We start from the raw sequence: 22,547 nt of genomic DNA on the forward strand, positions 1-22,547 counted from the left end.
TTGCGAGAACACGATGAAGCACTAACTTGTATAAATTTGATTGAATTGTATAGATTTAGTTAAGTTTATCGTATCGGCTGTCTCTATATGAGTACTACAAATCAAAAAATCACTACGTTTTTAATGTTCGAAGGTAAAGCTGAGGAGGCGATGAATTTTTACACGTCGCTATTCGATCGATCAGAAATTGTAAATATCTCTCGATACGATGAAAATGGACCAGGTAAAGAGGGTTCTGTCATTCATGCAACTTTTACATTAAATGGTCAAGAGTTCATGTGCATTGATAGTTATGTAAAGCATGCTTTTACATTTACACCATCTATGTCACTTTATGTAACTTGTGAGACAGAAGAAGAAATTGAAGCGGTCTTTCATAAGTTAGCGCAGGATGGATCTGTACTAATGCCTTTAGGTTCTTATCCATTTAGTAAAAAATTTGGTTGGTTAAATGATAAGTATGGTGTGTCTTGGCAGTTAGCGCTTGCGGAATAAATAAATTGTAATTGATTTGTTTAATGGGTTTAGTTCAGAGGGTGAAAATTTAAATAATATATATAAAGGTGTTCCAACCGTCAACAGGTTTGGAATGCCTTTTTATATGTAATTGATTTGCTTAAATGAATTTATATTTTTCTATTTAGTTAGAATATTTTATTTTTCTTACTACTTTTTATTTGTTAATATAAATATAGAAAAATATGTATTAATTATTGGTTAGGTGAATAGAAAAAGGAAAGCATAAATAGTAAATGATCTTACACTTAAAATGTAACAAGATAGCTAGGGGGAATAGTTATAATGGATACAACTCAACAAAACAGTAATGCATGGGATAAGAAGGTGGAAGAAGGTTCTAGATATACGCAGCCTGTAAGTAGCGAGGTTATTGAGAAAAGCAAATCAGGTGAATGGGAGATTACAGTCACTACGGAAAAATCAGTTCCTAGAGAGTGGTTTCCAAAGTCATTAGATGGATTAAAGATACTTTGCTTAGCATCAGGTGGCGGACAACAAGCACCAGTTCTAGCTGCTGCTGGAGCAGATGTAACAGTTACTGATATATCTAAGAAGCAATTGGAACAAGATGAAAAGGTAGCAAAACGGGATGGTTTGACTTTAAAAACCGTACAAGGAGATATGTCAGACCTTGGTGATCTTGAGGATGAATATTTTGATATTGTTGTAAATCCTGTTTCTAATTTGTTTGTAAAAGATGTTCATCTTGTATGGAATGAAGTTTCTAGGGTTTTAAAGAATAAAGGTATTCTTATTGTTGGATTTACAAATCCGTTACTATGGATTTTTGATGATAACCAAGAACAAAAAGGTATTCTTGATGTTAAACATTCAATTCCTTCATCAACATTGGATTATTTACCAGAGGATGAAGTTCAAGATTACATCAATTCAAATCAAACAATAGAATATGCGCATACTTTAGAAGACCAAATCCAAGGCCAAGTTGAAGCTGGTTTTGCTATAACAGGTTTTTATGAGGATGATTTTGGTGGAACAAGGATATTAGATAAGCATATTAAAACATTTATTGCGACAAAAGCTATAAAGTTAAAGATGGATTAAGAATTTTTGTTTGTCGCACGGGGCGTTAGTCGAAGAAGGTTCTTAAAATAGAAAAGGATGGCGCTTGCCATCCTTTTCTTATGTATTTTGAATGGCGAAACTATTCTCAAAACAAGTTTTACACTACTAATTGTATAATTAGGTTATGCTTTTATATTAAGAATTTTGCTGACCGAATCTTTTCCCGAGTTTAGCTAACAATTCAGGTTGATCGCTTTGGCTCATTATAACTTCAATAAAGATAAGTTGATTCTTATTAAAAGTTATATTTGTTAAGACTTCTGCTAACTCTGTTTCATTTTCTACTTTAAATGTTTGGCTTTTTTCTTCTGTTCCAAATACGTTCGTTAGTTTTGTGTAATCCCACATTTGTATGTCATTATACGGTTGATTTTGGCCGCGAATTGCACGTTCAACAGTGTATCCATTGTTATTGATTAAAAATATAATCGGTTTTAAATTTTGACGTAGTATAGTTGATAACTCTTGGGCAGTTACTTGGAAAGAACCATCACCAATAATTAAAATGTTGCGCCGTGATAAATTGGCGAGCTGTGTACCAAGTAGAGCGGGCAGTGTATATCCGATAGATCCCCATAACGGTTGTCCTACATATGCAGTGTTATTAGGTAGAGGGATAGCAGCACTACCAAAGAAAGGTGTTCCTTGCTCTACAATTAAGACGTCGTTTTCTTGTAAGAAATGGTACATTTGCTGCCAAAAACGTTTTTGTGTGACCATTTGTGCTTTTGGAATGAACTTTTCAGTAAAAGGTGATGATTCTAAAATAAATGGCTTAACGTCAAGGGTATCTTTATTACGATGCTCAATTGAATCACTTAAATGTTGTAAAACATCCTGCATTACAACTGGACCGTATTTTTTATCTATAATTTTCACAGTGTAGGGATGGATTTCTATAACTTGTTCTTTTGTAAAACCTTGTGTGAAGCCGCCTGTAATAGTATCAGTTAACTTCACACCAATACTAATAATACAATCAGATTCATCAATTCTTTTTCGCAAGTACGGAGAACTTACATCACCAGTATAAACACCTATAAATTGAGGGTGTTTTTCTGGGAATATTCCTTTTCCCATACTGAACGTCGCGATGGGAAACCCAGTTTTTTCTACGAATTGATGTAAACTTTCTTTAGCGTGAAATCGATCTACTTCAAAATCAGCTAAAATTACAGGTTTTTTGGCGTTATTTATTATTGAAGTGGCATGTAGAAGCATTTTATCCAGCGTTTCTTTATTACTTAAAATCGGTTTATATAAAATTGGTTCCGTAGGTTTATTAATTGGTTTATTATACACATCAATCGGCAAATTAATATGAACAGGGCGTTTTTCATTCCAACATGCACGTAATACACGGTCAATTTCCTCAGCTGCATGCTCAGGTGTTACATTTGTTTGTGCCACAGTGATTTCTCGATACATATTGGAAAAGTGATCGAACTTTCCATCGCCTAGCGTATGATGGACGATTGCTCCATTTTCCATTACTTTTGTTGGTGGCGTACCCGTGATTTTTATAACTGGCACGTTTTCTGCATATGAGCCAGCAATACCGTTAATGGCGCTTAATTCTCCGACACCGAAAGTAGTAATAAGAGCAGCGATTCCTTTTATGCGAGCGTACCCATCTGCTGCATATGCAGCATTTAATTCGTTACAATTGCCAATCCACTTTAAATTTTCATGTGCTACTACATCATCTAAAAAGGCAAGATTATAATCACCAGGAATCCCAAATATATGTTCAATTCCTAATTCGTGTAGTCTATCCAATAAATATGTACTTACAGTATATTGTTTTTTCAAATGAATCATCTCCTAATTATGCAATGAATGTTTCAATAGACTGAACAAGTTCTAATGCGTTGATTAAAATATTCATTACTAGATTGTGGTATAATTTACATACAGGGGGAAAGTAGATGACACAACATAAAGAAGAACAGATGAATGAGGCATTAGCATTATTTTATTTTGCATATAAAACATTTACTGAAAAGCCAGATGAAATTATAAAAGAATATGGCATTCAACGAGTACATCATCGAATTTTATTTTTTATCGCACGTTTTCCAGGGATAAGTGTAAATGAGTTATTATCACTATTAGAAATAAGTAAACAAGCTCTCCACGGGCCGCTACGTCAACTTGTGGAAAAGGGCTTAATTGAGAGTAATGAAGCTATGCATGATCGACGTGTGAAACAGTTGTCTTTAACAGAAAAAGGTACAGATTTAGAGAAAAAACTGAGTGATGTACAAAGACAACAAATGGGTGCTATTTTTTCAAAATTTGGTGAATCATGTGAGGACAATTGGCACCAAGTTATGAATGAAATGGCAAATAGCCGATCAGGTTTTGATGCTTGGATATCGAAACGGGAAATACCAGTCGATCAAAAATAATGAAAAAGCTTCTGTTTTTATCGTTTGAAAAAGAACAAATTTTATCCATACATTTGGCAACTATCGATTGGTCATAGAGTGAATGGATAAAAAGATACATTACTAGATACTTTATACGTGTACGTAATGGAACAATAAAATTCACATTTCCGAAAGGGGAATTATAATGATAAAACTTGTACTTATTCGTCACGGACAAAGTTTATGGAATCTTGAAAATCGCTTTACTGGATGGACAGATGTTGATCTATCAGAGAATGGATTAAGTGAAGCGAGAGAAGCAGGAGCAATATTAAAGAAAAACGGATATACTTTTGATGTGGCTTATACATCTGTATTAAAACGCGCAATTCGGACGTTATGGATTGTACTTCATGAGATGGATCTTACTTGGGTCCCAATACATAAATCTTGGAAGCTAAATGAAAGACATTATGGTGCATTGCAAGGGTTGAATAAAGATGAAACTGCTCAAAAATATGGTGAGGAGCAAGTTCATATTTGGAGAAGAAGTGTTGATGTAAGACCACCGGCTCTTACTGAAGACGATCCTCGATATGAAGCGACCGATCCAAGATATAAAACACTCAAAAAAGGTGAATTTCCATTAACTGAATGTTTAGAGGATACGGAGAAGAGAGTACTTGCTTATTGGCATTCAGAAATTGCGCCGACATTAAAAAGTAGTAATAAAGTAATTATTTCATCACACGGTAACACAATTCGCTCGCTAGTAAAATATTTAGACAACCTTTCAAGTGATGGTGTAGTTTCATTAAATATTCCAACTAGCATTCCGCTTGTTTATGAATTAGACGAAAACTTACGTCCGATTCGTCATTATTATTTAAGTATGGATGGAGAAGTACCTGAAGGGGGAATTCCGAAACATATTTCTTCTTAATACGAAAATTTGAAATGAATGCTTGTCTACATATACAATATAGACTCATGGTAAAGTGAAATTTTAATCAGTGGGGGGCTTACTGCCCACAAAAAAGACGTGGCACCTTCTAATATATATGCAATGTAGCTAAATTTAGAAGCTTGTCCACGTCTTTTGTCATAAAGAGAGCAGCTTGCGCATGTAATGATATCGTGAGTAGTTTTTGAATGGAGGGTGATGTGATTAATGATCTCTAACATTCGAATTGGCTTATTTGTTTTAGCGATTGTCTTTGTAGTCCTTGTTTTCTTTTATTGGAAAAATGAGGAGTTGTACGAGGAGAAAAAGCAACGTATTAGAAAGACTTGGTATGGTTTGTTTATCATATCTGTCACCGTGTATTTCATGATAAAAGGAATCGATTTAACCCTCTGGAAAAATCTTTTAATGTTTACTGCAATGGTTATTTTTGTTGATATTGCGTTCATTTTAACACCTAATATTTCAGAAATATGGGGTGCGAAATTTAGCGATATTGGCAAGACAGTTCAATCAATCAAACGATCATTAATTGCATCTAAAGCGAGAGGAGAAATATACACGACAATTATTCAAAATGTTAATCCATCAGTTTTCGGTACGATGGAATGGCATACGGAAGAGGAATATACAAAGAGCTTAAATGCATTTTTAGATTCATATGGGGAAAAGATTGGCGCGAAAATTGTTGTTTTTGAAGCCGCGAAGGAATTAAATACAAACTTTCGTGGTATTCGCTCGCAATTTAGTATTATCGTTCCGTTAGAACATATCGAGCAATTGAATGAGCAGAAAGCGGTACAAGTAGAAAATGTCGGGATCATACCAGCAAAAATAGTAAGTGACGTTTTCATTGTTATTGATGGAAAGAAAAATAACCTGCAAGATCGGGATTTTGAAAATGTATATAATTTAACAATACATCATAGTTATTTTAGTAAATAAGGACAGAATCTTTTTCTGTCCTTTTCTTCTATACATAAATTAAAAACAAAATCCGACAAAGTTGAATAAAATTGGACAATCATTCCTACACTAGCATGTAGAGGTGATTGTAGTGGTAAAAGATTATGACAATGATTTTTTTAAAGAAGATAACGAAGATACAACAGATTTCTCTTTAATAAAAGGGGATGCGTTGCAGCAAGTAGAAGAATTAGAAGAAGAATTAAAAAGAAAATCATAAGTGTACACTCTTTCTACATTTGCTATATAATATAAATAAAAGGTTGTATCTTTTTGAAAAGGGGGAGAAGAGATGGCTGAAGTCAATGTACAAAAGTCTTCGTTTTTTAAAGAAAAAAGAAGAATCCAATACAGATTTCTCTCTTGTGAAAGGTGCATTAACGGAGAATATAAATCGGTTAGAGAAACTGATGAATAATAGCAGTTCAAAATATATACAGGTGAAAAACAAAAAGAAAATGCATAGAGCATTTTCTTTTGTTTTTTATTTAATAGTAAACTTATCTTTTACTTTTTCAGGTAAATCTGCTTTCTGAATCTCTTCATAGGACTTTACTTCAATTGATGATATTTCATTGTTGCTATTATCATTTTGATCTACATAAAGGCGTAAAAACGCGTCTTCATTTAATTTATGATTGTTTTCCTTTTTTGTACTTCTAAATGTAATTTGTTTTTTGACGCCATCTTCATCATATGCGGGCAGCGTATAGTTTCGTAAGTTTCTACCATCTACTTTTTCGATAGTTCCTTCGCCTTTTATCTGCATGTAATATACATCTTTACCAATTCTATTTAGTGACGCTCTCTCACAGCCAATAGTAAAACTAAAAAATAATAAACATAGTGTAATAATTGCTAAAAATTTTTTCATTTTCTTTATCTCCTTTAATGTGTTTCTTTAAAAAGTATACGACTATTATTAAATGAGAAAAATCGATGTAGATTACAACGCCCTTACAATGTTGTAAGAGTGTTGTACATAAAATGAACAATAAAAGTTAAAAGAAAGATAAAATAATGAATCATGGTATAATGATATGAGACTTACATATTATTTTTTCATTTTGAGAGGAGCTTGAAAAATGTATTCTACTTTAGAACAATTAACAAAGCACCCTGTATTTTTTCATTTTGCAGAAATTTCAAAGATTCCTAGAGGATCAGGTAATGAAAAGGAAATTAGTGATTATTTAGTGGGCTTTGCAAAAGAGCGTAACTTAGAAGTCATTCAAGATGAAGCATTAAATGTCATTATTAAAAAAGAAGCAACAGCTGGTTATGAAAATGTACCAGCTATTATTATTCAAGGTCATATGGATATGGTTTGCGAAAAAAATCAAGCAACAGTACATGATTTTGAAAAAGATCCAATTGAATTACGAATCATTGGGGACATGTTATATGCAAATCAAACAACTTTAGGTGCTGATAATGGTATTGCAGTTGCGTATGCATTAGCTTTATTAGATTCAAAAGAAATTCCGCATCCAGCACTTGAAGTCGTTATCACTACTGAAGAAGAAACGACAATGGGTGGGGCTTTTGCTATTGATCCAAATCATTTTGAAGGAAAGATATTTATAAATATTGATTCTGAAGAAGATCATAAATTACTTGTAAGTAGTGCAGGTGGTGCGAAAGCTGTTGAAACAATTCAAGTAATTTGGGATGAAACGCCAGCGAATATGGATGCATACCGTCTATATGTTGGTGGTCTAAAAGGCGGCCATTCTGGTATGGAAATTGATAAACAACGCGGTAATGCGAACAAAGTATTAGGACGAGTATTACGTGATTTATCAGTACATACGGAGTTTTACATAAGTGAAGTTCACGGCGGATTAAAAACGAATGCAATTCCGCGTGAAAGTGTAGCTACAATTTTAATTCGTACAGAAGATGTAGGACAAGTAGAAGAAAAACTAGAATCATGGACACGTGTATTACAAGAAGAAATGCGTGCTGTTGATCCAGATGTTCATGTTACACTGACAAAATTGGATGAAAAAGTTGAAAAAGTATTTGCTAAAGAGACACAAAAGCAGCTTATTTCATCATTATTCTTAATTCCGAATGGCATTCAAAGTATGAGCATGGATATTAAAGGTCTTGTAGAAAGCTCAACAAATTTAGGCGTTATTGAAACGTTGCAAGATGAAATTAAATTACGTAACGAAGTGCGAAGTTCTGTAAGTAGTTTAAAACAACATGTTGCAGAAGAAATCAAATATATTGCTGAATTAGTTGGTGCTACATTTGAAATAGAGTCAGAGTATCCAGAATGGCCATACAATCCAAACTCACAAATTCGTAATTTATTTGAAAAAGTACATCAAGAAAAATACAATAAAGAAATTGAAATCTTCGCTGTACATGCGGGGATTGAGTGTAGCGCATTCGTTCAAAAGATGCCTGAATTAGATGCAATTTCATTCGGACCAGACATCTTTAACGTCCACACTCCAGATGAACATATCAGTATCTCTTCTGTAGTGAATAACTGGGGATTCTTCGTTGATGTAATGAAGGGTACGAAAGAATTAGCTAAGTAATAACGACGAAATAAAAAGGAGCCTATAAAAATTTATAGGCTCCTTTTTTGTATTGGAATTTATCTCGCTATTTGCCGGGCAGTAAGACTCCCACCTCAAAATCCAGCGAGAGCAAAGAAGTTAGGCGGGGATCGGGCAGCCCGTAAAAGCCCGATTAGTTTAACTAATAATCAGTGAGGGATGAATAAAACCCCACTGATTAAAGTTTTACTTTATGAGAAGTCGTTTTTCGTTAGTATGTAATATTAAGCTTGAACAATTAATAAGGATGAATTGTTGATGTTTTTTAGTACTGATGAAGGGGTGGAGAAATGAAGGGAAGAAAGCATTTTATTGTTTGTATGGTTTTATTGTTCTTCACATTTAGTTTTATTGGTGTTCAGAAAATAATAGCAGAAGAAGTGGAATTTTCAGGAACAACAGCTCCATTGAATGTAAATGTTAGAGGTGCAAAAAGTTTGAATGCAAATATTGTAGATGTGATTCCCGAAAATACAAAAGTATCTTTTAAAGGATGGGAGTATGGTGAAGCGGTTAAAGATTACTGGACAGGAAGTTTAGATAATCGTTGGTTTTATTATTTTAAAGATGGAAAAAAGTATATATAACGTCAGCGTATATTAATGGAAATCCTCCAAGTACACCAACAGACCGTAAATTATCTGTACCTAACATATTACAAGAAAGATCAAATTGGTGTTGGGCAGGCACTTCGGTCTCAGTTTTAAATTATTTTGGGAAAACTCCTTCACAAGATCAGTACGTTAGGTATGTCAAGGGTGGCTCATATAATACCCCTGCAACTTCACGTGAAATACAATATGGATTATCGGGATATGGTGTTAGTTCAGCTATAAGTTCTGGAGCAAAATCGTATGATTGGTTCAAAAATCAAATTAATAGTAATCAGCCGATGATTGCACTCATTATGTGGCAAAATGGAGCTAACATCGGACACTTTCTAGTACTTGATGGATTTTATAAAGGGACAAATGGAACAGATTATATAACGTACATGGACCCTTGGTATGGTGATCATTATAATCATAATTTCAGTACGTTCCATAACAATAATAATTTTTGGTGGAGTGAAACTGTTTATAATATCCATGCAAACTAATAATATTAAAAGCGGAGGTTCATAAATGGGAAAACTACTTAAGCTTGTGATACCGTGCATGTGTTTAATGACCGTTATTATTTTCGCTAGTAAAATTAGTTATGCATCAAAAAATAAAAGTGAATCAGTACAATCGATCGCATTAAAAGATTATCAATATAGTAAGGGAAGTTCTTCTGAAAATTTAAGTTTTGAAAAAATAACAACATCTCCATTTTCGTTACCAATCTATGAAACAATTCCAGCACAGCAAATTTTAAATAGCTCTGAATTTAAGCATTTACTATTACCAACAAATGAAAAGCTATGGTTTATTATGAAGGGTGAGCAGCCAGAAGGACTGATTGTTGCGAATGATACTGAACCGATTCGAACGGGCGGAGAAAATAGAAGTAAAGATTTATATGGATTATATAAAGCAATAAAAAATAATACAAATGAAACAAAAGATATTAGTTATTTCGAATTTGAAGGGCAAGGAATATTGGTAGTAAATCAAAATAATGATCAAGAAATATACCTTAGTAAAGGTGCTGCTGCCATATTAAAACTTCCTGCTGGTCAAAAGGTATTGAGCAGTGAAGTAATACAGAAAATGAAAGAGAGAATTGTAACTAGTTTTGAAAAGTAGGAAGTGCTAATTCTTTTTTGTGTTTATACAAGGTTGAACAGGTAACAGGATTAATGGTAGCATTAGGGCTGTTTAAAAGCTAGTATTGAATATAAAAAGGTTAGAGAAGTTAATTCTCTAATCTTTTTATATTCTGCTATCTACTGTACAACCTTTTTGCATAGCTGAATTTCCTTATTAGAAAATAAGGGTGCATCTATAAAACCATAATGATAAACTAAAATACCTAATTCCACTCTAGAATTAATATGCCATTTTTCTTTAATATGATTAATTATCGTTGAAATTCTTCTAGGGGTAACATATATTTTTCTGGAAATTTCTGCATCTGTATATCCTTTTGCTACATAAATAGCCACTTCTAACTCTCTTTCGGTTAACATTCTTTTCATAAAATAAGCCCCTTCGAAATTGTTTATATAAAATCAAAAGAAACTATTAAAAGAAATAAAGATCAAAAATCATATTTATTTCTTTTAATTTCGCTATTTGCGGGCAATAAGATTCTCACCTCAAAATTTAGCTGTGGCAAAGAAATCGAACTACCTGTAAACGCCTGCTTGGAGTGGACTAATAATCAGTGGTGATGAATAAAACTCCCATTGGTTATTAGTGAACTTTATTGTAATAATTTCTCATATTGTGATACAAGTTTGTGAAAAAACTATAAATCCATATAAATAGTAATTGTAACTATACTAATTTTACATTACATTAAAAGTTGGAAAATATTCTTATACTCATAAAGTGTTACATTTGAGGGAGGAAAGATGGAATTCTACAATCTTGGTATTATTATTAAAGGACTTAGAAAGAAAAAAATATGTCACAATCTGAATTATGTCATGGAATATGTTCACAAAGCCAAATTAGTAAGATAGAAAAAGGGATTATTTATCCATCTAGCATATTGTTGTATCAACTATCTGAAAGACTTGGTATTGATCCAAATTATATATTTGCACTGACTAAAAATAAAAAAATAAAATATATTGAAAATGTAAAATGTGTAATGAGAGATTGTGTGAAACAAAAAGAATATAATGAGCTTTACGAAATAGTGAAAAAAGAGAAAAACGAAAATAATTTCCAATCAAAAGAAGATAAACAATTTCTATTATGGCATGAAGCGATTGCTATATATTATGTAAATGGAGCAACAATTAATGCTTTTGACATTTTAAATAGAGCACTAAAACAAACTTTAAGTAGTAGTAACTTTTTATCAGAAAAAGAAATAAGCATAATGAATTCAATTGCTATAATACATGCAGAAAATGAAGAGTATGAGAAAAGCATAAATATATTAAAACAAAGTTTAATTAATTTTAATAAGATAGAATTTCCTAGAGAAAAAGAAATCAAATTAAGACTCATTCATACGTTAACAAAATGTCTACACCTTGCAAATCAATATGAAGAAGCGATAAAGTATAGTGAAATAGGTATAAAATTAGCCATAAATATGAATACTTTATACTTATTAGGTGAATTATTCTTTGAAAAAGGTGCAATTTTATTAAAAGTTCAGCACTCTAATGAAGTTGGTTTAACATACATAAAAAAGGCATTATTTATATTTGAACTAACAGAAAGAAAACAATATATAAAAATGATCAAGGATAAATATATTAAAAATGAAGAATAAACAAGAAACAATCCTAACATAAGCTATTTTTAATTGGTATTTATTCCTAAAAAAGTACTGTAATACGAACTATTCCTTATTGTTGTTTATTGCTAAAATAAGTACCGTAATATTAGATAAAAATAAAGGGTGGCATTTTATGAAATCAAGAGGGATTACTCGTAAAGCAGATAGCATGGGGCGTATTGTTATTCCAATGGAAATAAGACGGAGTTTAGGAATTGTAGAAAAAGATTCTCTTGAAATGTTTATAGAAGAGGATCAGATTATTTTACGAAAATATCAATCTCCAAGAGCTTGTGCACTTACAGGTGATATTTCAGACAGCAATATTTCGTTAGCGAATGGGAAGATTATTGTAAGTCCAGAGGGGACGGAACTATTAATAAAGAAGTTACAGCAATATCTTTTAAAATAAAAGGTAAGTAAGGATTTTAAAATAGAATATTCTTGTAAAGAAAGTCCTCTATTATTTAGGGGCTTTTTTATCCCGCTATTTGCCGGGCAGTAAGACCCCCACCTAGAAATTCAGCGGAAGCAAAGAAGTTAGGCGGGGGCCCTGTTGCCCGTAAAAGCCCGATTGGTGAGGGCTGATTAAAGTTCCACTTTATTGCAGTTAGTGCAATGAAATACAAATTACCTTAAAAATAGTCTGACTATTTTTTATAAAAAAACTATTCGTTTACATTTTTTGGTTTCGTGTTATATTTTTATTGTTAATATTAGTGTATTGAAAATTCTGATTTCAATCTTAGGAAAATTCTAGGGAAAGGAATATTTGTGCTTGAATTGAAAATCCTATAAACATAGTTTGAAAGTAAAGTATGAAAATAAATCTCCATTAAATATACTAATTTAATGGAGATTTACGGGGTTAATGTAACTAAAAAGAAATTTTGTATACCCCACGTTTATTCTCTGTAATTTGGTAACTGTAATAGCTCTGACGAAAAGCAAAGGAGCAAAAAAGAAGTAGGTAGTTTATTTAATAGAAGATATGGTGTAAAAAAATAAAACAACGGAGGTTTTATAATGAATAAAGGAATACTGCAGATTACAGAAATCGAAGAAATTAGCATTCCTAATGTATTGAAGGATAAAATCAAGAATCTAATAGACCATGAATTAAAAACTCATAATCCTTATACTTGTGATCAAGAAATAGCTGCAAGCTTTTCAAGAGAGTGGCTTAATTGTTTGATTGATTATTCAAAGAAAACTTCGAATTCAGATATGAAAAAACTACTACATATGATAAAAGTAGCGAATTGTGGTGGAAACGTACCACCTACTCTTATTAAAAATATTCCATGTGATCCTATGGAAACCCTATTACCTGGGGAAAATCGCAAAGGTTTTAATTATGGTGAAGACGAAGACGATAGAATGAAAAAATATTTTTATGCAGAATGGGTCACATGGCTTTTTGCCACACTTTTTAATTATGATGCTTTAATTCACCCATCCGAACATGCAGGGAAAAATAGATTTCACCTCATTTCCCCTTTGAACAACGATGAAGTTTTGCGAAATGTCGGTGCAAGCACCGGTGGCGGGAACTTTTATCAACATAACGATGCCACAGTGTATACAGATATGAAAGACCAATCAGATATTGAAGCAAGATTGAAAACATTCAATACGAATTTAGAAATTGTATCAAATAGACTTAATAAATCCGTGGAACGAATAGTGTCTGAAATTACTTGTGGAAAATTTACTAGAGTTGATGCTCTTTTATTAAAAGGAGTGTTAAATTTAAAAACTCAAACTCATATTGGAACGCCAAAATTACTTCAAAAGCATCTTGAAGAAAATCACTTCAGTAAAGATGATATATTGGCGATAAGTAAAATGCCTATTGCTCATATCGCAGGAATGGCGGATGGTGAAATATCGGGATTTGTAGGGGAAATAAACCAAATCATATTTTTAGATGATAATGGTGATATTATTGCAACTTGTTTGAATGGAGCAGAAAATAGATTGATTTATGTGGGAGAAAGTGAAGAAGAAAAATTGGAATTTGACATGTTTTTAGAACTCTTACGAACAACGCCCACTTATAAGGTTCCACTTACATCTGAAGATTTATTAATTATCCCAAATTCATACTATGGTAAACAAACAAATGTAACTCATGGTAGGGAAAGGTTATCTGAGGAAGAATATAAAATCCCGATTGGAGATAATAAGTACGGAAGAAGAATTGTTTGCAGGCAGTACGTTTCCAGCCGATTACGTGATCAGAAAGAAAGTTACTTTACAGATATCATTAACTAGTTTAAAGAGAGGAGGGGCGACGGGGAGGTTTGGGTTATAATAGCTCAAGCCTGCCCCTATTATTTGTATGGATTTTACTATTGAATTACTCATACTACTATTTTTAGTAGCTGTATTAGCAGGATGGATAGATACAATTGCTGGGGGCGGTGGTATGATAACTATCCCGATAATGTTATTAGTAGGTATGTCTCCTTCTGTAGCGATAGCAACTAATAAACTACAAGGGAGTAGCGGAACCCTCATGGCAACAATGATTTTTATTAAGAAGAAAGAAATTAATCTCAAAGATATGCGTTTGTCCATCTTAATGACCTTTTTGGGATCCGTTTTCGGTGGATGGCTTGTTTTACAGATACGGGCAGAATATCTAATCATGATATTACCTTTTTTACTTATTATTATTGGTCTTTATTTTCTATTATCTCCAAATATAGCAAACGAAGATCGACCGAGAAAAATAAGTATGTTGTTGTTTGCGTTAACAGTGGCTCCATTCCTTGGATTTTATGATGGTTTCTTCGGCCCAGGAACAGGTAGTTTAATTGCTTTAGCGTTCATTCTTTTATGTGGATATAGTGCTACAAGAGCAACTGCAAATGCTAAGATCTTGAATTTTACAAGTAATTTCGCTGCTTTGTTGTATTTTATTATTTTCGGCCAAATCGATTGGGCAATTGGGTTGATTATGATGCTTGGTCAAATTATAGGATCATATATTGGAGCGAAGATGGTGCTTACAAAAGGGACGTCATTAATACGACCAATAGTGGTTATTGTTTGCTTTGTCATGGCAATTAAAATTTTTTTACAAAATATAAACTAATATATTATTTGTATAGGGGCTAGATTGTTTTTATGCTCTTGTTGCATTATTACGCTATTTAAGTCGAGTTCAAAATTACACAATTTGACTAGTGTAATTTATTGCGTTATGCTTTTTTTATTATAAAAGAAAGGCTTGAAGATAATGATTCGTCGTTTGAGAAAGCTAAAAAATGTAGCAGTCGTAGTAAGCTTCTAAGTAAATAACAAAATATATAATACTTAGAAGCGAGGAATAAAGTTATGAAGGATCCATTATTTAATCATTGGTCAGAAACAAAATATATAAAAGATATAGTAACAAATCCACTCATTGAAGTAGGAGAGTACTCCTATTATTCAGGATATTATGGTCATCAAAATTTTGAAGATGGTTGTGTAAGGTATTTGTGGGGGGATGCTAAGTCACAAGCACTGTTTAATCCAATTGAACAGATGGGATGGCATCTTGATAAACTCATTATTGGGAATTATGTTTGCATTGCAAGTGGAGTAGTCATTTTAATGGGTGGTAACCATAATCATCACTCAGAATGGATTACAGTATATCCATTCGCTGAGCAAATTGAACAATCATATGAAACTAAGGGCGATACAGTCATTAAAAGTGATGCTTGGATTGGAATGAATGCTATAATAATGCCTGGTGTTACTATTGGTGAAGGTGCAATTGTTGCTGCAGGATCTGTCGTAAGTAAAGATGTTCCACCGTATACAATAGTTGGTGGAAATCCTGCTAAGGAAATAAAGAAACGATTCACTGATACAGAAATAAACATGTTAATGGAAATGCGTTGGTTTGATTGGGATAGGAAATTGATCGAGAAGGCAATTCTGCTGTTATCTAGTCCATCCATCGAACCATTATTTGCTTTTTATAAAAATGAAGTAAAAAATAAATAAATCAGTTAGAAAAACTACATTCAGTATAGGGTGTAGTTTCTTTATTACAAAAAACTAATAGTTTAGACTAAAGAAAATTTATCTCTAATATAAGTCTAGCAAATAGCTGAATTGAATAATTAAAATCCTTGATAGCTAATAAACGAATGCTTTGTTACCAGTGTGTCTCGATATTTAATTGGGACACACTGGTTTTATCCCGCTATTTGCCGGGCAGTAAGACCTCCACCTCAAATTTCAGCGAAAGCGAAGAAGTTAGGTGGGGGTCTTACTGCCCGTAAAAGCCCGATTGGTAAGGGCTAATAATTAGTGGGGGATGAACAAAACCCCCACTGATTAAAGTTTCACTTTATTTTTTGTAAATGTGGAACAAATGTATTATTTAGATTGTCTATTAATTGTAATCCTAAAAAATATGAAAGTGCGAATCATTTTAAAAAATATAAGGGGATTAAAAATAAGGATATGCGTGGGAATACAAAGTATCAGGGCACCTAAAAGTGTCAGATGAGATGGTCTATATGAAAGCAATCCTAACGTCTAATATGTATATACAATTTGAGAACACTGTCTATTTTTTTTGAGATTATGTTAGAATAACTCTTTTTTGAGTACAAAGATATTGGAGGTAACAGAAGTGAAAGGTATGTTTTGCAAGAGATTTATTGCAATAGTAACAGTGCTTACACTATTTTTTAGCATGTTCGTTACATTTGGAAGAGCAGCAGCGGAAACAGTTTCTGCTATAGACGTTGAAGCAGGATCAGCAATTTTAATAGAAGCAAATTCCGGAAAAATTTTATATCAAAAAAATGCAGATGAATCATTGGCAATTGCTAGTATGACAAAAATGATGAGCGAATACTTAGTTCATGAAGCGGTAGATAAAGGAAAACTTAAATGGGATCAAAAAGTTAAAATCTCTGAATATGCACATAAGATTTCGCAAGATCGTTCATTATCAAACGTTCCATTAGAAAATGGTGGCTCTTATACGGTAAAAGAGTTATATGAGGCAATGGCAATTTATTCTGCAAATGGTGCAACAATTGCTTTAGTTGAAGAGATTGCTGGTAAAGAGGGCAATTTTGTAAAAATGATGAACGATAAGTCGAAAGAGTTTGGAATGAAAGATTATAAATTTGTAAACTCTACAGGCTTAACAAATCAAGATTTAAAAGGATATCACCTAGAAGGGACAACTCTAGACGAAAAAAATAAAATGTCTGCAAGGGATTGTGCAATTTTAGCACAACGTCTTATTCAAGATTTTCCCCAAATATTGAATACAGCAAAAATTCCTAAAAAAACATTCCAAGAGGGTGGTAAATATCCAATTGATATGGCGAACTTTAACTGGATGTTAAAAGGTTTAATTAAGCAATATGAAGGTGTAGATGGTTTGAAAACAGGAACGACTCCAGAAGCGGGAGATTGTTTCACTGGTACAGTAGAAAGAAATGGTATGCGCCTAATTTCTGTAGTGATAAAAGCAAAATCTCATACGGCCCGTTTTGATGAAACAAAGAAATTATACGATTATGGATTTGCGAATTTTGAAGTGAAGAATGTCTACGGAAAAGATTCAGTAGTAAAAGGACATGAAACGGTACGAGTAGCGAATGCAAAAGAGAAAGATGTAGTAGTTCAAACGAAGCAAGCTGTTTCACTTCCAATGCCGAAGGGCAACAAAGACGGTTATAAAAAAGAATTTAAAGTATCAAATAAAGAACCAGAAGCGCCTATTAAAAAAGGTGTAACAATTAGTAAAATAATTATCTCGCCTAAAGATAATACCGATCCTGGGTTCTTATCAGGTAATTCATTACAAATAGACCTTGTAACAAAATCTGATGTGGAACAAGCAAATTGGTTTACACGTTTTATACGTAAAACTGGATCTTTTTTTAGTGATATGTGGGATAGTGCGATTGATATAGTAAAAAGCTAATTTTATAGGATACAACTAAATATTAGTTTGAAACAAAAGGTTTCAAAGTATTATAGATTCTTATGTAAATAGTTTGGAATGAAAGATTGTATTACTTTTCAAATTTGGTCCTTCGGAACTTTTGGTATTTCTATCAAGCTAAAATGAATTTGTATCCATATACTCCAAAAACGCTATTCTTTTTGTAGAAATATACAGAAGGGATGGCGTTTATTATGAATCTTTCGATTTAAAGGATTCTGGTGCAAGGTTAGTTTAATAAAGTTACATGATGAAAAACCACCCATTAAAGTTTCACTTTATAAAAATTTAATAAAATCTTTTCTTTGTATTAAATATTTTGTTTTAAATTATGTATATAAAGAAATGGAGGTCAAATTAACTTTGTACTGCTTATATTAGGAATTTAAAGAAACGATATGTACAATTCTCCCACTACATTCGCATAGTGGCCTTTATGAAAAGCAAAATCTACAATTTACAAGGAGAACATTTTATGAGTAAGAGAATAAAAGAATTAGATTCCATACGAGGGTTAGCGGCACTTACTGTGGTATTTGGACATTTTTGTTTAATGCTACCATCGTTGCCTAATTCTATTAAATTTTCCCCGCTTAGGTTTTTATGGGCGGGTGGGGAAGCTGTTATCGTTTTTTATGTATTAAGTGGTTTTGTGTTATCGATGGCACTTTATCATTCAAAAACAAATTATTGGGGATATTTAATTAAGAGATTTGTAAGAATCTATATTCCTTATTATTTTTGGATAATTGTTACCTTTGTTTTATTTATTTTATTTTCGTCGTATGAAGTGGTAGGGCTACGGGATTGGTTCTATGATAGGTGGCAAGGGTCTATAACAAAATTAGATATTCTAAACCACTTTGTGCTTCTTAATAACTTTTTTACGGAAAATTATAATCCAGTTATTTGGTCATTGGCTCAAGAAATGCGTATATCTATTGTATTTCCTTTGTTATTTCTTCTTTTTTATAAACTGAATTGGAAGAAAACGATACTATTTGCTTTGTGCTTTTCTTTAATTAGTGTTTTTCTTAATATGTTGCATATTGGGAAAGCTGAAGGATTTTATAATGGTTATGCTGATACACTGCATTTTACATCTATGTTTATTGTTGGAATGTTACTTTTTAAGTATAAGGAAAAACTTATCTACTCATATAGGAATATGAAAAAAATTAAAAAAGGATTTCTTATTGCATTAGGGATTATTCTGTATTTATATTCCATTTTAATTTATGGTTTTTCCCGTAATGATACTACTTTCTTATTAAAAGATTGGGGTGTCGTAATGGGGGTTAGTATATTTATTATAATGGCTATGAGTAACCTAAAAGTAAAAGCATTTTTAAATAAGAGTGTATTTGTATATTTAGGAGAAATTTCATACAGTATCTATTTGTGTCATTTTCCAATCATGATGGTACTATTTAAACTTTTGTATACAAAGATACCTATCTTTTTCCTTCTTACTTTATGCATTGCAATGACACTACTTTTTTCTATAGTTTCGTATCATTTAATCGAAAAGAAATGTATCAACTGGGCAAAACAAAGAACAAACAATTTTTTGAAAAAAGTATAATTCCTAGAGAGATTTTATTTCTTTAGTAAATATACGAATATGACCGATTCCTAAGTATACTTAGGAATCGGTCAATTTTGGATTCTAAATGTAAATATAATAAAGTGGAATATAATTGAAATTGAAAACCACTTAGAAATAACAATTACGGTGTGAGCTATTGTATAGTATAGATATGTTTAAAAATAAAGGGGGAATACATATGTGGAAGCGATTTTTAGCAATTGGTGATAGTTTTACAGAGGGGATAGGGGATGAAGTTGAGGGAATTGCATTAAAAAGCTGGGTAGATCATTTTGTTCAACTGTGTGAAAACGATATAGAATATGCCAATTTTGCAAAGCGTGGGTTAGTAACTAAAGAAATTCGCTCGCAGCAATTGGAAAAGGCGTTAACTTTTAATCCAGATTTGGTTAGTCTCATTGCAGGGGCAAACGATGTTTTAAAAGGACGTTGGAATCATGATGCATATAAGAACGATATGGAATTTATGATAGATTCATTAAGTAAAGCAGGTGCTGATATTATTATAGCAAACCTTCCAGATTTTACAGTTAGGCTTCCTTTTGCTTCTGAAAAAAAACAAGTAATAAAAGAACAATTATTAGAGGCAAATGAAGTTATACATTCACTGAGCAGAGAGTATAAGCTTCATCATGTTGATTTTTGGAATCATCATTTAGTTAATGACAATATGCTTTGGTCTAAGGATTTAATTCATCCAAACTCAAAAGGATATGTAAAAGTTGCTGAATTAATTTTTAGTAGTTTGCCTGTACAGAAGACAAAATAATAGTTTGCAATGTAACGAATATGATATTAAGTGTATGAAGCTATGTTTTTTAGTAAATGGAAAGAACTAAACATTTAGCAAACAAAGCATTTCTACAATATATTTCTACAGTAGTGCACAAATGCAGAATCACAAAGAAAGATCACTTATGGAAATAGGTGGTCTTTAAATGTTTTTATAACTAAATTAGTATATACTGTATTACTAACAATTTCGTACTACATAAAAATTAAGTTCTCTTATAGAAAAACGGATTTTATATTATCTTAAAATATAATAACATGTTCAAATCATATTTTGGGTATGCATCCTAATTGTGAATGATGTGTAATTTTTTTGAAGTATAAATATCCAATAAATAAAATAGGTAGTAGGTGCAGAAGTATTAATACTATATTATTCAATTCTTGTTATGAGTACATTAGTGATTGGTAGTATTATATTTTTATTATCAACTTTAGTTATTGGAATTAATTTGCATAGAAAATATGTAGGATAAGAAAAAATAAATATACTTTATTGTATATTTATTTTTTTGTTTAGTAGGATTTATAGTCTCTTTAAACTATTATGTTAATAAAATTAAAAAACTATATTCTTAATATCCCTATGGTTAAAGCTATCTATAAAATGAAAATATAACTAAATAATAGTTTTGTTATGATTTGTGGACTTGGTTTTTTATCCGAATTTTCTGATTCAAATATTTCAACTTTATGAATATAGTAGGTGAAATATTTGTGTGATAGTATTTGAGATAGAAAAAAGCCAACTTTAAAAAGGATGTGAATTGAATGTGCAAACGACTGTAAAGGGTTATATTAAGGCAACGTTTAGCTGTTATTAGTGTAAGGAAAAGATATATTTTGTAACAGTTGATATAAAAATGAAGAAATAGGTACGCCTTCTTTTATCTGACTATTTTAAAGATATAAAAAATAATACTAGTTTGAGTTTTGACGAAGTTAAATTCTAGGTGAGATGTCAATAATGATTAATTAAGTTTAATAAAGAGGTACCTTATACGCAAAAGCGTTTATATTAGTAACCTAAGGAGCTTGCTTTTATGAAAACTACTGATTCAAAAGGCCTATTAGGAAATAGGGTTTATTTACAAGTTTTCTCTGCCTATTCATTGCTTATGCTTGGTGTTTTTATTGATATGTTAGCGATTATGACTATAGTTGGGTTTGAATGGGAAGTAGATCCTACTATGATTGGATTGATTCCTGTTGCATATGCACTTCCTGGAATTATTTTTGGCTCATGGGCAGGTGTTATTGCAGATCGTTTTAGAAAAATTCCAATTATGATGTTCTGTAATCTAATGGTTGGTCTAATAACAATTGCTCTTTTATTTGTACAAGATATCCACTGGCTCTTAGTGGCATTAATGATTCGTTCCATTTTTATTGTTTTCTATTATCCTGCACAGCAAACACTAACAAGACAGATTGTATCCCCGGACTTGCTTACTAAAGCAGTAAGTATCAACGGAATAGTAGAGCAGGGTACAAAGATAGTAGGCCCACTTATAGGGGGCATGTTGTTGAGCTGGTTTCAACCAGAGTTCTGCCTCATTATAAGAGCTATAAGTTGTTTATTAGCTACTTTAGTTTTGATACCCACAATAAAATTTAAAGAAACTATATCGAAAGAATTTGTTGAAAAGCAAAAACAAAGTACTTGGACTGCTTGGGTACAAGGGTGGGGTTATGTGTTATCTAATCGGATAATATTATCAACCATGATTTTCGTTACAATAGCCATGGCGGTATTACAATTAGTAGACTCACAATTCCCAACTTTATTTAAGAGCTTATTCCCACATGATAAAAGTAAAATGGGATATATCATTTCTATTATTGGTCTTGGCGGAATACTTGGTGCATTACTAACTCAGAAATTAAAACAATTTCAATATGGCTGGGTAGTATGTGGAGGTATGGTTTTAATGGGAATTGGTTTTGGGGGGATTGGTTTGATAACGCCCGGTACGGTCTTCGTTTTAGCCTATTTAATTAGTTTTATCGCTGGTATCGGAAGTGGGCTGATGCTTGTATCTAATCAAGTCATTTTACAAATAGAATCGGATCAAGATCAAGTAGGAAGAGTATTTGGTATACAAAGCAGTTTAACAAACGCAGTTCTAATTATTTCTCCTGCTATGAGTGGTCCATTAGTGCATTTGTTTGGAGTAACTCAACTCTATGTTTATGGAGGGATTGGGCTTGTTATTATTGGAGTAATTGGAGTTTCACTGCAGAAATATTTATGGGCTAAACATAAACACGAACCTATAAGAGCAAATAATTTTTGAAGGGA

General features: G+C 32.1%; 19 protein-coding genes and 3 pseudogenes. 19 read left to right on the forward strand and 3 right to left on the reverse strand.

The genetic code is table 11. From position 1 onward, the window contains the following. The first annotated feature begins 87 nt into the window (after positions 1 to 87). Together JFU02_RS31570 and JFU02_RS31575 are read left to right on the forward strand one after the other, a co-directional pair. A complete protein-coding gene (locus JFU02_RS31570; RefSeq protein ID WP_061667597.1) occupies positions 88 to 495 on the forward strand; it encodes a VOC family protein in 408 nt (135 codons plus the stop codon). Positions 496 to 801: 306 nt separating this feature from the next. Then, on the forward strand, positions 802 to 1,584 hold the full coding sequence (locus JFU02_RS31575) for a class I SAM-dependent methyltransferase (protein ID WP_061667596.1): 783 nt from the start codon (positions 802 to 804) through the stop codon (positions 1,582 to 1,584). A 156-nt stretch (positions 1,585 to 1,740) separates the two neighbouring features. On the opposite strand, the gene JFU02_RS31580 is transcribed toward JFU02_RS31575, so the two are convergent. Then, positions 1,741 to 3,426 (reverse strand): alpha-keto acid decarboxylase family protein, encoded by a 1,686-nt coding sequence (locus JFU02_RS31580; protein ID WP_097889033.1) that lies wholly within the window; start codon positions 3,424 to 3,426, stop codon positions 1,741 to 1,743. A 107-nt stretch (positions 3,427 to 3,533) separates the two neighbouring features. On the opposite strand from JFU02_RS31580, the gene JFU02_RS31585 reads away from it, so the two are divergent. From JFU02_RS31585 to spoIISB, 5 genes and pseudogenes are all read left to right on the forward strand, one after another. Continuing rightward, positions 3,534 to 4,016 carry a MarR family winged helix-turn-helix transcriptional regulator gene (locus tag JFU02_RS31585; protein ID WP_000191888.1) on the forward strand — a complete coding sequence of 161 codons (483 nt, stop codon included), beginning with the start codon at positions 3,534 to 3,536 and terminating at the stop codon, positions 4,014 to 4,016. 166 nt (positions 4,017 to 4,182) lie between these two features. Beyond that, on the forward strand, positions 4,183 to 4,920 hold the full coding sequence (gpmA, locus tag JFU02_RS31590) for a 2,3-diphosphoglycerate-dependent phosphoglycerate mutase (RefSeq protein WP_201072125.1): 738 nt from the start codon (positions 4,183 to 4,185) through the stop codon (positions 4,918 to 4,920). 228 nt (positions 4,921 to 5,148) lie between these two features. Next, positions 5,149 to 5,886, forward strand: a complete 738-nt coding sequence (locus tag JFU02_RS31595; protein ID WP_000624982.1) for a type II toxin-antitoxin system SpoIISA family toxin — start codon at positions 5,149 to 5,151, stop codon at positions 5,884 to 5,886. Positions 5,887 to 5,998: 112 nt separating this feature from the next. Further along, a complete protein-coding gene (locus JFU02_RS31600; protein WP_000237817.1) occupies positions 5,999 to 6,127 on the forward strand; it encodes a hypothetical protein in 129 nt (42 codons plus the stop codon). Between the two features lie 72 nt (positions 6,128 to 6,199). After that, positions 6,200 to 6,365: pseudogene (gene spoIISB / locus JFU02_RS32365) on the forward strand (stage II sporulation protein SB); the annotation flags it as partial. Between the two features lie 26 nt (positions 6,366 to 6,391). On the opposite strand, the gene JFU02_RS31610 reads toward spoIISB, so the two are convergent. Then, positions 6,392 to 6,781 carry a YxeA family protein gene (locus tag JFU02_RS31610; RefSeq protein WP_061667594.1) on the reverse strand — a complete coding sequence of 130 codons (390 nt, stop codon included), beginning with the start codon at positions 6,779 to 6,781 and terminating at the stop codon, positions 6,392 to 6,394. A 211-nt stretch (positions 6,782 to 6,992) separates the two neighbouring features. Here JFU02_RS31610 and pepD point away from each other — a divergent pair, with 211 nt between their 5' ends. From pepD to JFU02_RS31625, 3 genes and pseudogenes are all read left to right on the forward strand, one after another. Then, entirely contained in the window at positions 6,993 to 8,462 is a 1,470-nt protein-coding gene (gene pepD, locus JFU02_RS31615; protein ID WP_061667593.1) for a beta-Ala-His dipeptidase, read from the forward strand. A gap of 311 nt (positions 8,463 to 8,773) precedes the next feature. Further along, a pseudogene (locus tag JFU02_RS31620) lies at positions 8,774 to 9,582 on the forward strand (papain-like cysteine protease family protein). Between the two features lie 25 nt (positions 9,583 to 9,607). Then, positions 9,608 to 10,213 (forward strand): hypothetical protein, encoded by a 606-nt coding sequence (locus tag JFU02_RS31625; protein WP_000517275.1) that lies wholly within the window; start codon positions 9,608 to 9,610, stop codon positions 10,211 to 10,213. A gap of 140 nt (positions 10,214 to 10,353) precedes the next feature. On the opposite strand, the gene JFU02_RS31630 is transcribed toward JFU02_RS31625, so the two are convergent. Continuing rightward, positions 10,354 to 10,605: a response regulator transcription factor gene (locus JFU02_RS31630; RefSeq protein ID WP_000827562.1), complete on the reverse strand. Its 252-nt coding sequence runs from the start codon at positions 10,603 to 10,605 to the stop codon at positions 10,354 to 10,356. Positions 10,606 to 10,983: 378 nt separating this feature from the next. Here JFU02_RS31630 and JFU02_RS31635 point away from each other — a divergent pair. From JFU02_RS31635 to JFU02_RS31675, 9 genes and pseudogenes are all read left to right on the forward strand, one after another. Beyond that, positions 10,984 to 11,861: pseudogene (locus tag JFU02_RS31635) on the forward strand (helix-turn-helix domain-containing protein). Between the two features lie 139 nt (positions 11,862 to 12,000). Beyond that, positions 12,001 to 12,279, forward strand: coding sequence for an AbrB/MazE/SpoVT family DNA-binding domain-containing protein (locus JFU02_RS31640; protein ID WP_000842214.1), 279 nt, complete (start codon positions 12,001 to 12,003; stop codon positions 12,277 to 12,279). 614 nt (positions 12,280 to 12,893) lie between these two features. Next, on the forward strand, positions 12,894 to 14,144 hold the full coding sequence (locus tag JFU02_RS31645; protein WP_001032356.1) for a hypothetical protein: 1,251 nt from the start codon (positions 12,894 to 12,896) through the stop codon (positions 14,142 to 14,144). A 67-nt stretch (positions 14,145 to 14,211) separates the two neighbouring features. Beyond that, on the forward strand, positions 14,212 to 14,970 hold the full coding sequence (locus JFU02_RS31650) for a TSUP family transporter (RefSeq protein ID WP_000347982.1): 759 nt from the start codon (positions 14,212 to 14,214) through the stop codon (positions 14,968 to 14,970). A gap of 242 nt (positions 14,971 to 15,212) precedes the next feature. Next, positions 15,213 to 15,872, forward strand: a complete 660-nt coding sequence (locus tag JFU02_RS31655; RefSeq protein ID WP_061667591.1) for a CatB-related O-acetyltransferase — start codon at positions 15,213 to 15,215, stop codon at positions 15,870 to 15,872. Between the two features lie 637 nt (positions 15,873 to 16,509). Further along, positions 16,510 to 17,823: a D-alanyl-D-alanine carboxypeptidase family protein gene (locus JFU02_RS31660; RefSeq protein WP_346656164.1), complete on the forward strand. Its 1,314-nt coding sequence runs from the start codon at positions 16,510 to 16,512 to the stop codon at positions 17,821 to 17,823. 457 nt (positions 17,824 to 18,280) lie between these two features. Beyond that, on the forward strand, positions 18,281 to 19,429 hold the full coding sequence (locus tag JFU02_RS31665; protein WP_086406426.1) for an acyltransferase family protein: 1,149 nt from the start codon (positions 18,281 to 18,283) through the stop codon (positions 19,427 to 19,429). Positions 19,430 to 19,631: 202 nt separating this feature from the next. Then, positions 19,632 to 20,222 carry an SGNH/GDSL hydrolase family protein gene (locus JFU02_RS31670; protein ID WP_061667589.1) on the forward strand — a complete coding sequence of 197 codons (591 nt, stop codon included), beginning with the start codon at positions 19,632 to 19,634 and terminating at the stop codon, positions 20,220 to 20,222. A gap of 1,066 nt (positions 20,223 to 21,288) precedes the next feature. Next, positions 21,289 to 22,542 (forward strand): MFS transporter, encoded by a 1,254-nt coding sequence (locus JFU02_RS31675; protein WP_000858613.1) that lies wholly within the window; start codon positions 21,289 to 21,291, stop codon positions 22,540 to 22,542. Positions 22,543 to 22,547: the final 5 nt, after the last annotated feature.

This window comes from Bacillus sp. TH13 (genome assembly GCF_016651175.1).
Taxonomy (GTDB): Bacteria; Bacillota; Bacilli; order Bacillales; family Bacillaceae_G; genus Bacillus_A; species Bacillus_A thuringiensis_S.